Genomic DNA, 13,812 nt, shown 5'->3' on the forward strand with positions numbered 1-13,812 from the left:
GTATTAAGGCTTAATTGTAACCCGCTAATATACTGTTATTTGTTGAAAGATAATCAACAAGGTTCTATGTAATTGCCGCAATCACTTGAGCAAACTTGATTAAATCATCTGCGATCGCAGAACTTTGTCTACTACCAGTGCGTAATTGATCCTACGCTGTCACTTCACCCATTGTCTGCATCAACTTCTCTAAACGTCCCAGCTTTCCATCCCACGCCTGCAAACTTACTCTGTCTTGTGATGGCTGTAACTCGCGCAAAACATAAGATAATTTTTATTATCAGTGCTTGTCTGCTTGTTATCTCTCTCATCTTCTTGGCATTGCCGCTAAAATGACCAGTCATACTCTGCGTATTTTTCTGCGTCAGCGTTTTGGTATTTGCATCTAGCAAAAGTAATTATGTGTCATTAATTATGCACAAGTTATCGAAACAGAATTCAGGAGTCAGGAGCCAGAATTCAGTTGGGTATTTTGTGCGACTGGCGGATGAATCAGGGAGTTTAAGACCCCCACTAAATCGTTCGCGCAGCGTCTCTGAAAGAGAAGATTTAGTGGTCTTCAATTCAGTGGCGGGTCTGAATTCCCCACTGATTGATTCTGACTCCTAAATTCTTCTTCAAGGACAAAGTTTAGCTTAGGGGGTAAGCTTATTTCTCACAATTTACTTTCAATAATTTAACTGATGTCCTCAAGCACCTATTTATGGTTATATAAATTTTGAGGCATTAAAAGATAAAAGGATTCTTATGGTTAAGTCTCTGGAAACCGGACGCCAGTCACTCATGGGGAGCCACTCCGTTGCGGGGGTTTCCCCCGTTGAAGGAAGTGGCGGGGAAACCCCCAAGACCGCGCTGGCTCCCCAATCTGAGTTGCTGAAGCCAGGTGTAAAAGCGCCTGTTCAGGAAACATTATTAACACCCCGGTTTTACACCACTGACTTTGAAGCTGCGGCGCAGTTGGATATTTCGGCGCAGGAAGCAGAGTTACTGGCAATTGTAGAGGAGTTACGAACTGACTATAACCGTCATCACTTTGTCCGTGATGACGAATTTAAGCAGTGTTGGGATCACATTGATGGGGAAACACGCGTCGCTTTTATTGACTTTTTGGAACGTTCTTGTACGTCAGAGTTTTCGGGATTTCTGCTGTTCAAAGAATTATCGCGTCGTCTGAAAAACCGCAATCCCATTCTAGCAGAAGCCTTTAATTTTATGGCACGGGATGAAGCACGCCATGCGGGATTTTTGAATAAGTCAATGGCAGATTTTAATCTTTCCCTCGACTTAAGTTATTTAACCAAAAATCGCACTTATACCTTCTTTCCGCCAGAGTGGATTATTTACACAGTCTACCTATCGGAGAAAATTGGCTACTGGCGCTACATCTTGGTGTATCGCCACATGGAAAAACATCCAGAACACCAAATTTATCCACTGTTTCGCAAGTTTGAGAGTTGGTGTCAGGATGAAAATCGACATGGAGATTTCTTTAAAGCGCTGCTGCGATCGCAACCTCAATTATGGAACAATTGGAGAGCTAGATTGTGGGTGCGTTTCTTTTTGCTGAGTGTTTTTGCTACTCACACCTTGACAGTATTTGAACGCGCAACGTTTTATCAATCCATTGGGATAGATCCGCGCGAATATAATACCAGAGTGATTGAAGAGACGAATAACACTGCTGCACGCGCGTTTCCGTTGATTTTGAATACAAATCATCCAGAGTTTTTCCGACGGTTAGAGCAGTGTTCTGACCTTAATCTGAAACTAGCAGAGATTAACAACAGCGATACCTACGGCGGCAAGCTACGCTCACCAATTGTAAAATTCTGCCAAAAATTACCCTTGATAGCCTCCATTGTTGGGCATCTTTTGCAGACTTACCTAATCAAACCCGTTGATGCTGAATCATTGAGAGGGACAGTTCATTAACTGGTAACTGCATACATCAACTGCATCTACAAGTCTACTTTGGGAATCTCTTCACTCGAATTCTATTAGAACTTACGCACTGTACAAATTAAGCATAATGTGTATTATGAGATTTGGTCGTTTCAGGCGCTTCTCATAAGCCTGATGCAAATTGATAATTAGATGGTGTGTTAACGAAGTGTAAAGTACCCTACAAGAGCGGCGATCGCACTTTGATTTTTTGAGCGCTCGACCAGTTTTCGGCAACGCCATAGGGCTTAAATGGCTGACCATCTTTGGTATATCTTCAGTGAGCATTGAATCAATGTAAATCATTGGAGGATATCTGCCAACTCGCGCTCAGAAATTAGTTCTAGAGTGGGCAACTTTATACGAGTTACGCTGTAGGATGATAACTCAGTTTTTGTATTATTCGTAATCGCGATCGCACTTGAGAATTCAGCGATCGCCACTTTAGATAGTGATTTCGATATCTACCCGTGTACTTCATTTACCTGCAATATGCTGTATCTTTGTTTTTTTGATCGCTTGGTAAGCTTTAATACTTTTCTTTGGTAGTCAACCAGTTAAATGCTTGTATTTGTCATGCCTAGCTTCATTAAGATGCCTCGCAAAGACACCTGAGTGTCTTTCAGGGCTTCACCCTTGGAGAGGGCATCGGATGGCTCTACTTCTACCCATTGCGGTGGATTTAAGCAACTAACTGAAATGAAGCGTCAGAAACCTCGTCCATCTTCTTAAATGGGCGGGGTAGTTGATATTCTAGTAATTAAAAAACTCCAGAAATGTTTGTGGCAAATCTGGAGTCAGGAAAGATACGCATTTACCTATATCAAATTTTCACCCTGAGAGAATCCGATGTCATCAGGGTATACACTCAAATACAGTTAAGGATGTCTGAGGATCAACTGCTGTGCTTCTTGTTTACACAGCTTCTCTGTTGAAAATGCACAAAAAAAGATAGCCCCAGATGAACTGGGGCTGTTTTGCGAGAGTTGTTTGGCAGGAAGGGGTACATCAATAAGTGATGCCCCGTGTTAGATATAGATAATTCAGTATATATCCGTATCTCCCAGCACCCAAGCCAAAATTCCTTGCCTTCGGCAGGCTTTGCCAACATGAAAAAGATTTACGGCTGTCCACAACCAAATTTTGTTTTTTTGACCCGGCAAGGCTTCTAGTTCATCTAACTCTCTAACTTCTGGAATTTCATCTTCTTGTGGTGCATCTGGAAGTTGTTGAGCAATTTGTTTAACCCAATAAATGATTGTTGTATGATCAACTCCGTAGAACGCTCAATTGCGCGAAATCCCATACCATTAACGTACAGCTTCGGGTGCAAATATGCACAGCGCTGACTCATCTACACGAGGCTTTACCCAATTTGACTAAATATTTTTTAAAGGTGACTTTATGAAAGCCGAAAAAATCACATGGCTACGCACAACATTACAACTTAAAGGTTCGGTGATTAAAGCAATTTACAAACATATTTTATCGTGCGGAGCTTTCGGATTTTTGATTTCTCTACTTTACCATTTTGACGTACCTGTATCCCAACCTATTTTAGGAAGTGTTATTCCTAGTATTGTATTAGGTTTGTTACTTGTATTTCGGACAAATACTGCTTATGAGCGATTTTGGGAAGGGAGAAAATGCTGGGGATCTATAGTAAATAATGTCCGAAATCTGGCGCGGCAAATTTGGGTATCAATTGATGAAATATCACCAGAAGATAAACACAATAAAATTACAGCATTAAATTTATTGGTAGCTTTTGCTGTGACAACTAAATTACATTTGCGGGGAGAAGCAGTCAATAGCGAATTAGAAGATTTAATGCCATCTAGTAAGTATATAAAACTGAAGATTATGAATAATCCCCCCATAGAGGTTGCCTTTTGGATAGGAGATTATTTACAGGAGCAGTATCATCGCAATTGCCTTAATAGCTACCAGTTAACATCTATGCAAGAATTATTGAATAATCTTGTGGATAATTTAGGAGCTTGTGAACGTATTTTAAAAACACCTATGCCATTAGCTTATTCTATTCATCTGAAGCAATTATTGTTACTATATTGTTTTCTGTTCCCATTTCAAATAGTGGAGAGTCTGGGTTGGTGGACAGGTTTAATTGCTGCTTTCGTTGCTTTTACAGTATTTGGGATTGAAGCCATCGGCTTGGAGATAGAAAATCCCTTTGGTTATGACCCTAATGACTTACCTCTAGATACGATTTGCCACACAATGAAACGCAATATAGACGATTTAATTACTCTAACTCCAAATGCGCGATCGCATCCAGGTAATTTGACCTATTGAAAAAAGAGCATCAGGTTTGAATTTTAAAGCTTGGTTATAGCTGTCAAGTCTTATCTCCTCAGGCTCACCATCTTCTTTCGCAGTATTATATAAACGCGAAACTATTTCTATTTCTTCACTGGTGGATGTGCAATGATGCCTGTACGTCAAACTTTATCAAAGCCTGATATCGAACTTTCTTACTTAGAGTGGAACCAAGGTCAAGAACCTTTACTGCTGTTACACGGCTTAGGCGACCATGCTCTAGTGTGGTCTAGTTTAGGAGATTACTTAGCGGCAGACTACCACATAGTCGCACCAGATATGCGTGGACATGGCCAAAGTACTAAGCCTGAGAGAGATTATACTTTTGAAAGTGCGATCGCAGACCTCGAAGCACTTATGGATCATTTAGGATGGGCATTTGCACATATTGTCAGTCACTCGTGGACAGGAAAATTAGCCGTCATCTGGGCAAGGCAGAACCCAAAGCGTTTGCAGAGTATAATTCTGGTTGATCCGATTTTCATCTGGAAAATGCCCAGCCTTTTCAGGGTAACTTTTCCAATGTTGTATCGCTTCTTGCCTTTTCTCAAAAGCATGGGACCCTTTGCCAGTCATGAAGAAGCCGAACAACAAGCACGCCAGTTAAAGCAATATCAAGGATGGAGTTCCTTACAGCAGCAAGTTTTCCAAGCCGGAATAGAACAAAAACCCGATGGTAATTGGGGTAGCAAATTTACTATAGCCGCCCGCAACGGGATTTTTGAGGAAGTCATGCAAGTGCCTGGTTTTACAATTCCTCTTGATACCCATGCCCTCTTTATCCAACCAGAACAAGGTCTAAATCGCCAAGATTGGCAAATCCAACCCTATAAAACCTATCTCAAAAACTTACGCATCTGCCAAGTTCCTGGCAATCATTGGCCGTTTTTGACACAACCAGAGGCATTTAACCAAACTGTAGCAGCTTTCTTGGCAGAACACAGATAGAAAATCTGATTATTATTAGACGGGATTATCATTACGACAACAGAAGAATTAAGAGGAGCGATGTCTAGCGACAAGGTGCTATGCGTCTGCGCTCCTCTTAAATCAGTTATTAGTTATCAGTCCCCCATGAATGCTGATAACCAATAACTGATAACTGTTAAAGTACGGATAAGCCAGTCATGAGCCTTTGTATCAATCCAGTTTGCCCTAAACCAAATCACCCGAATAATCATCAAAACCGCTTTTGTCAAAGTTGTGGTTCCCATCTGGAATTGCTAGGGCGTTATCGGGTAATGTGCCTGTTGAGTGACAAAACAGGGTTTAGTAAAGTTTATGAAGCATACGAACAAGATACCCCTAAAATCCTCAAGATACTCAAACAGGATTTATCAGGCAACGCCAAAGCAGTAGAACTATTTCAGCAAGAAGTAACCATATTGAGACAACTCAAGCATCCCGGCATTCCCAACGAAGATAGTTACTTCCAATATCAAACTCGAAACGGTTTAGTGTTGCATTGCATTGCAATGGAAAAAATCGATGGGTGCAACTTAGAGCAGTGGCTAAAGCAGCAGCAAAATCACCCTATTTCGCAGGAACAAGCCATAGACTGGTTAAAACAATTGGTAGAAATTTTGGATTTAGTGCATGGTAAACAGTACCTGCATCGAGATATTAAACCATCTAATATCATGATTAGATCCCCCCTTGGTAAGGGTTGGGGGGATTTGGTACTGATTGATTTTGGCACCGCCACTGAAATGGACAGAACCTACCCAGATAAACTCAGCAACGGCGACGCGATGACAGCACTTATGTCATCTGGCTACAGCGCCCCAGAACAAATGAATGCTCAAGCAGTACCGCAATCAGATTTCTTTGCCTTGGGACGCACATTTGTATTTTTACTTACGGGATATCATCCCTTAGATATGTATGATATGCAGCACAATTTTTTGCACTGGCAAAATCATGCCATCCATATCTCACCCTTACTATTGAATTTAATTGATTGGCTAACACTACTGGATATAGAAAAGCGTCCTGCCAATACTCAGGAAATTTTGCAACGTTTAGAAGAAATTGAAACCCAACTAACAGAAACTACTTCTACAAATATTAATTTAGTAAGTAATCTTAACACTGAGGAGTTGTCCCCGCCAATTGCTAAAACTTTGTCGCCTCCACATAAACAGCCAGAAGAAGTACGACTACTGGCCTTTTTTGCAGTCATGCTAGTAATATTAGGATTACTTAGTATAGTGGCTTTAGCAACGCGGACATCAAAATTTACTTTGATGCCAAATTCCGAACAATCTCCAGAGAAAAAAGGTAAAATTGATTATTTTCCTTATAAAGAAGGTAGGGATAGTCATGGGAAGGTAGCCGAATTTAATATAGCTGTTTTATCACTAGAATATAAATGGCTTTTAGGTAGTAATTTTCAAATTAAATATAATGATGAAATTATAAGTCTCGACCTTTTAAAGTTGAACCTAGAACAAGAAGGTATAGAAAATATAATGGAAGACCCTAGTGAGATTATCTCTGTAGGTACAGTTTCTTGCAACGGTGATACAGCAGTTCAAGAACGTATGGCTCTAGAACGTTCCAAACAAATACAATTTTTAGTGAAAAATTTATTTATTAATACACCAAGCGTCAAAGGTTATCGTATATTAAATTTGGGACAATTTCAACGTAGTGATTGTCAGGCAAATCAGGATTTAACTAAATATCAGAGAAGTATTATAGTCATTGGGGTTAAAAAACAATCAGCAGGTTTAATTCTGGATGAGGCATTACGGGATAGGTTGGAAAAGAAACCTTTTGCTGATTTTAAGTTAGAAGATTATTCTTTGGGGACTGTAGAAAGGTTTAAGACGATACCGAGTAATTTATAACATCTCTAGCAAAGTACATCAGTGCCTGACGGGGCGACGAAATAAGCTAAAAAGCTTATGAGGTAAAGAATACAGCAATTTATGGTAGAAAAAGATAGGTCTAGTTTTGTCAAGAAGACCTATCTATTGATAATGTTACCTAAATTCTACCAAACACATCTCAAAAGTCAACTGAGTACTAGCGAATATCTCTTGCTGCAAATTTTGATAACTGTGCTGCAATCGATTAAAAAAGTCAGTTTAGAAGCTTTGTCCAATGCAATACCCAATTCCTATAGCATTTGAAAGTAGAAGAAAGAAACTTCAGAGATTTTTGTCATTACCAAATCTTTCGATCAAAAAAATTTGGTTCCCAATAGTTACCGAATGGTTATCAACATATTTTGAACCTCAAAAAATAATTTATCTAGCAATTGACCGGACAAATTGGGGTTGTGTAAATCTGTTTATGGTTAGTGTAATTTGGGATAAAAGAAGCTTTCCAATATATTTCGATCTATTATCAAAAATGGGTAGTAGCAATTTGGATGAACAGAAAACAATTTTATCGAAAGTATTACCACTTTTTAATAAGTATCATGTTTGTGTATTAGGAGACCGAGAATTTTGTTCAGTCAAGCTAGCAAACTGGCTCTGTGAGAAGAAAATATATTTTTGTTTACGTCTCAAGAAGAATCATTTTGTTGAAAGAGAAACAGATATTTGGTTAGAACTAGATGATTTAGGGTTATCCCCTGGTATTTCTTTTTTTCTCAAAGGAGTTAAAGTAACAAAAACTAAGGGGCTACGAGGTTTCAATCTAGCCTGTAAATGGAAACGTAAAATTTTGGGAGTAGCACCAGAAGAAGCATGGTTTATTCTTACAAATCTAGATACTTTATCATCAGCAATCTCTGCATACAAAAAAAGATTTGATATTGAAGAAATGTTTAGAGACTTTAAGAAGGGTGGTTACAATTTGGAAGATACTAAAGTATCGGGTGAACGGTTAATATCTATAATTTTATTGATATCAATTGCTTACACTTCTGCCACGATACAAGGGCAAGAAATTAAACGCAAAGGTGTACAGAAATACGTGGGTCGTATTAAAGAATATGGGCGTACTGAAAGACGACATAGTAGTTTTTATATTGGGTTATATGGGCAAACTTGGATTAATTTTGTAGACAATTCTAAGGCATTAGTTGAGATATTATTGAAATTAAATCCTAATAAGTGCAAGTATTATCAACAGGGTCAGAGGGCTATGAGGCTTATTTTATCTCTATCCTAGCCATCTTTGTCACCCCGTCAGCATCAGTGCATAGGCGTAGCCCATCGTAGATATTGCCACTTTAGCCATAAACTACAACTATTGTTATGGCTTTTTTTCCTACCTTCGTATTAGACAGCGCTTTAGTTGAGCAAATCGTGAGGTAGGATATGTCAGTGTACGATAAATCTTTATTTGCTCAAGAAAGTTTTAAATTACCTCAATTTAGCCCAATTCTGGGGTGGTAAACATCCTAATTATAAATTATCAGTTATTTAAGCTCCCATCCCAGAATACCGCTTCAAACCCGCACGCCAAAGCAAGCGATTTGCACCCAAAAATATTAATATCCAACCCACCATTGAGCCAAATCCCTGCACTATATCTACGGGTAGCCCTACCAAAAGACTCGCAGGAAAATTAATCAAATAGGGAAAAGGCGTAAACATCACTATTTTCTGCACAAGTTCTGGAAAAACCTCTAAAGGTGCTATCAAACCAGATAAAAATAGATAAAACAACAACCACAAATTTTCTAAAGCAGTAGCCCGTTCTGTCCAAAAGGCGAACATGGCAAAGGTGTACTGAATCGTAAACCGCAAAGCAAAAGCTAGCACCACCGCCAATGTAAACAGTAAAAATCTACTTAAACTTGGTACCCAAAAAGCTTGGGGATAAAGAATAAAAAATAATGCCACTAATAAAAAAGCAAACATTAGCCGAGCAAATCTTTCAGAAATATGCCTGGTAACATGATGCCATACTGGGTCCAGTGGTTGTAGCAACTTGGGCGAAAGCTTGCCTTCCACTACCTCTCTTTCAAAGTCCCAAATTACCCAAACAACTGTTAATTGTCTAACAACGAAAACTGTGATAAAGTAACGAGCAAAATCCACAGGTGATAGTCCAAACTGCCCACCTTGTGCTGCCTGTATCCAAATACCCATAAGGATAATCGGCAAAGAGCCAGCCAAAACCCATAAAATTAGTTCTGCTCGATACTCAACCGAATAGGCGTAGTATACTGACAGCAAAGTTAGAGCTTTTCTAATAAATTTTTTCATCTATGGTGCATTTTCCTATCGGCAACTCTATTCCTCACAGCACTCACTACACGATACCTGCCTGAAAAACTCGTCCAATCACTTCTTCTACAGGCGGTTCGGTGACAGTTAAATCAATTACCTCCAAATCCGTCAAAATCTTAGATACCGTGCGGGTGAGGGCCTCTCTCGACACCATAAAATGCACCGATCGCCCTTCTAAGAGTTGCACGTCTCCATAGGTCATAAGTTTTTCTATAGGTAGAGGTTGGGCTAACTCTATATGGACTTCTCGATAAGGAGCAAAACTTTCCAGCAGTCCATTTAAGCTTCCGTCATACATCAGCTTCCCCTCGTGAATCAACAGCACCCGTTGACACAAAGCTGTGATGTCAGCCATGTAATGACTCGTCAACAGCACTGTAGCCTGATAACGCTGATTGTAGTCGCGCAAAAATTCGCGCACTGCTGCTTGAGCATTTACATCCAATCCAAGAGTCGGTTCATCTAGGAATAATACGTGGGGACGGTGCAAAAGTGCTGCTAGCAATTCCGCCTTCATCCGCTCACCCAAAGATAGCTTCCGCACTGGTTGGGTAAGTTTGCCTTCTAGGGAAAGCATCTCTGTTAATTCTCCCACCCGCCGTTGGAACTCTTTATCAGAGATGTCGTATACAGCAGCGTTAATTTTCAAAGAATCCAGCGCTGGCAAGTCCCAAATTAGCTGCTGCTTTTGCCCCATTACCAAGGTAATTTTTTGCAAAAATGCTTCTTTACGATGAAACGGAATTTGTCCAGCCACTGTGACTGTACCGCTAGAGGGATGAATCAGCCCTGTGAGCATTTTGAGTGTGGTGGTTTTACCAGCACCATTTGGCCCCAAAAACCCCACTACTTCACCAGGGGCAATTTCAAAGGAAACATCCTGAACTGCTTTAATTGAGCGGTACGTGCGGCGGAAAAGGTGAGTGATTGTACCTTTAATACCCGGACTTTTAACTGCTACTGGATAAGATTTACTCAGATTTTCAGCAATGATGATTGACATATTTTTTATATTAGAACCACAGTTGTACACAGGTAAACATACATATAGCGGTTCTCGTTTGCATGAAATACTCACCCCAACCCCTCTCCTTAGCAAGGAGAGGGGAGTGTTTGCGCGCCTCAAATACGGGGTGAGGTTCAGACTGTATTCTACTGAAGTGAGAACCGCTATAAATCATCGGTGTTTAGGGCTATTTATCTATGCTTCCAAATACGAAAGCAGGGATTTTCGCCAGTGACATATCATGATTTACTGTGGTGGGCATTAAGCACAACAGATAGACTTTACCGTAAACGTCCCGATCGCAATGTACTAATAATTAACCACAAACCCAATAAACTAGCGACTGCAAACAGGATGGTGCTTAAAAAAGATAGCTGAGTTGTCTGCGCTCTGGTAGAAATAATTGCCGCACCCATAATCAGTGAACCCACTAAAATACTAAAAGATAGTCGGTTAGCCGCATCGTCCATAGTGCGCCGCACGCCATCTAAACCCCGCAGCGATAGATTCCACTGTAAGGTTTCCGAGGTAACTCGGTCTAATAACAGTTCGACTTGGCGAGGAGATTGGAGAGAGAGACTTTTAATATCTAAGGCTGTTCTCAGGAGCGATCGCACTGGATTATCACCTATTAACTGCCGACGAAACAAGTCTGTAATTAATGGTTTAACTTCATCGAAAAAATTAAGCTCCGGGTTGAATGTCCGCGCCACACCCTCTAAATTCGCTAGGGTTTTGGCATACAATCCCATATTGCTAGGCAACCTAATTTTATTGTTGCGGGCAACTTGTAAAACTTCATAAATTATCTGACTGAAGTTTATTTGGGTGAGGCTGACGTTATGATATTTTCGTAACATGCGATCGTAATCATTTTCTAACCGCGATAAAATTACTGGTTGAGCAGAATCTGATAGCTGCAAAGTTAATTGAGCGCACCTTTGAGCATCTAAATCAACGATCGCTAACAACATTTCTGTTAATATCTGCTGTGTGCGGGGATCAAGTCTTCCCACCATGCCACAGTCTAAGAGGGCAACACGACCATCTTTGAGATAAAACAAGTTCCCCGGATGGGGATCAGCGTGAAAAAAGCCATCAATATATAGTTGCTGAAAAAATACCCGAAATAACAAAGTAGTTATTTCTTTACGCTTTTCGGCAGGATCTTTAACGTTGGGGTCACTATCCAAATCCGCCGAGAGGAACGGCACTCCATCCAGCCATTCCATGACCAGTAATTTTTCTGTGGTCAATTCCCAGTTAATTTCCGCAACCACTATTTGCGTGGGATCAAACCAACGACTTTTAGATAAGTTGCGCCGCAGTTGGTCTGTAAAACCCGCTTCCCGTTTAAAATCTAATTCAGCTTCTAAGGCTTTGGTAAATTCTTCGGCGATGGATTTGATTTCGTAAGTTTGGCCAAACTCAGTACGTGCAACTAAATCGGCAATACCTTGAATTAAAGCAATATCTTGAGCAATAGTAATATCAATTCCCGGACGTTGCACTTTCAGAGCGACTTCTCGACCGTCTGCTAATGTAGCCCGATGTGTCTGAGCAATTGATCCCGCCGCTACGGGGATATGGTTAATTGTGCTGAAGGTTTCTGCTAGTGAATGTTTTAATTCTTTGCGGAGGACTATTTCGATCTCTGACCAAGGAACTGCTGGTACTTCATCTTGAAGAGTTGACAGTTCCTCAATGTAGGCGGCGCTAAGTAAATCTGGACGGGTGGAGAGTAGCTGTCCAAGTTTAACGTAAACTGGCCCCAAGTCTACCAGGATATTTTTTAAAACCGCAGGTGTAGGTAGCTGGGGTTCATCAGCTTTGCCACCAGTAAGTAGCCTTCGCATATAGTCCCAGCCATTACGAAGGAATACTTCAAGAATTTCTCGTTGACGGGGAACAGTTTGGGTGAGGAACATTTTGGGGAGTGGGGAGTGGGGAGTGGGGGGAGCAGGGGGAGTGGGGAGAGCAGGGGGAGCAGGGGGAGCAGGGGGAGCAGGGGGAGAAGAACATTGATTATTGTACCCATGCCCAATGCCCAATGCCTTATGCCCCATGCCCAATATCCAACGCTCTGCTTTTCGACAGTCAAGTTATAATGGAAAAATAGACTTTTTCGCCTCTGCCAAGGGTTTTAACTTTTATAGCAGGTCGGTAAATCGGGAATCGCTTTGGAGAATTTTAAGGATCTGCTTGATTTCCTGGGTACGTTCTTTTTTAACAATAAGGGTGACATTGCGATCGCGCACAATCACCACGTCCTCTAAACCAATAGTAACAACTACATCTTCTGGATTTGAAGCATAAATAATCGCTCCCTGCGTATCCAGCCCTATGTGGGTAGCGAGTTCCACATTTGGACTCTCTTCTGTCTTCAGTAAGCGTTCGATCGCATTCCAATCTCCTAAATCATCCCAACCAAAATCAACTGGCAAAACGTATGCTAAAGTTGTCTTTTCCATTAGCGCATAGTCTATACTCTTCTTAGGCAACTGGGGATAGATATCAGGACCATGTTGCTCTAAAGGTTCGATAATTTCTGGAGCATGGGTATGTAGTTCCTTGAGAACAACCCCTGCCCGAAAAACGAACATTCCACTATTCCAGCTAAAGCGTCCCGTAGATAAAAAAGTTTCTGCTGTTTCACGGTTGGGCTTTTCAGTAAAACGGTTGACGTGATAAGCTGGCAACTCATTAAAGCTACCTATTTTTTCACCTTGTTCAATATAGCCGTAACCGGTTGATGGAAAAGTAGGCTTGATCCCCAGTGTAACGATCGCTGCTGTGCTTGCTGCCAGCTGCGTAGCCGCGCTTAATGTGTGTGCAAACGCCTTTTGGTCAGCAATCCAGTGGTCAGCAGGGAAAAAGCCAATAACAGCGTCTTCTCCATAGCGCTGTTTGATTTCTAAACTTGTCCAAGCAACGGCTGCGGCAGTGTCTCTTCCTTCAGACTCAATCAGTAAGTTTTCAACTGGTAGATCAGGTAATTGTTGTCGTACCCCTTCAGCTATCTGACTAGAAGTTATGACCCACAAGGAATCCCAAGCGCCTCCGAGTGCTAACAAGCGATCGGCGGTTGCTTGTAATAAACTTCTAGAGCTACCATCAAGACTTAAAAATTGTTTGGGTCGGTCTTTGCGACTCAGAGGCCAAAAACGTTCACCTTTACCACCAGCAAGGATTACGGGGAACAATAAAGTATTCATGTTGTCATACACGCTTACCGAAGAACATTACAAGTTTACAGTGAGCTTTTCCACTGGCAATATTTGTAGCTTCGATTAACATAACTTTTAGGGAGTGGTTGAGTGGGGAAATAAT

The 13,812-nt window shown here is 40.9% G+C and carries 10 protein-coding genes and 2 pseudogenes; 5 read left to right on the forward strand and 7 right to left on the reverse strand.

Features of this window, described 5'->3' with window-relative positions:
* Window positions 1-164: 164 nt before the first annotated feature.
* Window positions 165-392 carry a hypothetical protein gene (locus tag V7K31_RS10515; RefSeq protein ID WP_335094235.1) on the reverse strand — a complete coding sequence of 76 codons (228 nt, stop codon included), beginning with the start codon at window positions 390-392 and terminating at the stop codon, window positions 165-167.
* A gap of 355 nt (window positions 393-747) precedes the next feature.
* On the opposite strand from V7K31_RS10515, the gene acsF reads away from it, so the two are divergent.
* Entirely contained in the window at window positions 748-1,932 is a 1,185-nt protein-coding gene (gene acsF / locus V7K31_RS10520; protein WP_335094236.1) for a magnesium-protoporphyrin IX monomethyl ester (oxidative) cyclase, read from the forward strand.
* Window positions 1,933-2,243: 311 nt separating this feature from the next.
* Here acsF and V7K31_RS10525 read toward each other — a convergent pair whose 3' ends face one another.
* Together V7K31_RS10525 and V7K31_RS10530 are read right to left on the reverse strand one after the other, a co-directional pair.
* Complete coding sequence (locus V7K31_RS10525) at window positions 2,244-2,384, reverse strand: hypothetical protein (RefSeq protein ID WP_335094237.1); 141 nt, start codon at window positions 2,382-2,384, stop codon at window positions 2,244-2,246.
* A 615-nt stretch (window positions 2,385-2,999) separates the two neighbouring features.
* Window positions 3,000-3,265 (reverse strand): annotated as a pseudogene (locus V7K31_RS10530) (IS1 family transposase); the annotation flags it as partial.
* Window positions 3,266-3,345: 80 nt separating this feature from the next.
* Between V7K31_RS10530 and V7K31_RS10535 the strand changes: the two are divergent.
* From V7K31_RS10535 to V7K31_RS10550, 4 genes and pseudogenes are all read left to right on the forward strand, one after another.
* Window positions 3,346-4,257 carry a bestrophin family protein gene (locus V7K31_RS10535; protein ID WP_335094239.1) on the forward strand — a complete coding sequence of 304 codons (912 nt, stop codon included), beginning with the start codon at window positions 3,346-3,348 and terminating at the stop codon, window positions 4,255-4,257.
* A gap of 135 nt (window positions 4,258-4,392) precedes the next feature.
* A complete protein-coding gene (locus tag V7K31_RS10540) occupies window positions 4,393-5,229 on the forward strand; it encodes an alpha/beta fold hydrolase (RefSeq protein WP_335094310.1) in 837 nt (278 codons plus the stop codon).
* Between the two features lie 179 nt (window positions 5,230-5,408).
* Entirely contained in the window at window positions 5,409-7,133 is a 1,725-nt protein-coding gene (locus V7K31_RS10545; protein ID WP_335094241.1) for a serine/threonine-protein kinase, read from the forward strand.
* Window positions 7,134-7,265: 132 nt separating this feature from the next.
* Window positions 7,266-8,409 (forward strand): annotated as a pseudogene (locus V7K31_RS10550) (IS4 family transposase).
* 254 nt (window positions 8,410-8,663) lie between these two features.
* Here the strand turns inward: V7K31_RS10550 and V7K31_RS10555 are convergent.
* From V7K31_RS10555 to V7K31_RS10570, 4 genes are all read right to left on the reverse strand, one after another.
* Window positions 8,664-9,452 carry an ABC transporter permease gene (locus tag V7K31_RS10555; RefSeq protein ID WP_335094242.1) on the reverse strand — a complete coding sequence of 263 codons (789 nt, stop codon included), beginning with the start codon at window positions 9,450-9,452 and terminating at the stop codon, window positions 8,664-8,666.
* Window positions 9,453-9,498: 46 nt separating this feature from the next.
* Window positions 9,499-10,479: an ABC transporter ATP-binding protein gene (locus V7K31_RS10560; RefSeq protein WP_335094244.1), complete on the reverse strand. Its 981-nt coding sequence runs from the start codon at window positions 10,477-10,479 to the stop codon at window positions 9,499-9,501.
* A 284-nt stretch (window positions 10,480-10,763) separates the two neighbouring features.
* Entirely contained in the window at window positions 10,764-12,410 is a 1,647-nt protein-coding gene (locus tag V7K31_RS10565) for an ABC1 kinase family protein (protein ID WP_335094245.1), read from the reverse strand.
* A 222-nt stretch (window positions 12,411-12,632) separates the two neighbouring features.
* Entirely contained in the window at window positions 12,633-13,697 is a 1,065-nt protein-coding gene (locus V7K31_RS10570; protein ID WP_335094246.1) for a mannose-1-phosphate guanylyltransferase, read from the reverse strand.
* Between the last annotated feature and the right edge of the window lie 115 nt (window positions 13,698-13,812).

The organism is Nostoc sp., from assembly GCF_036917675.1.
GTDB lineage: Bacteria > Cyanobacteriota > Cyanobacteriia > Cyanobacteriales > Nostocaceae > Nostoc.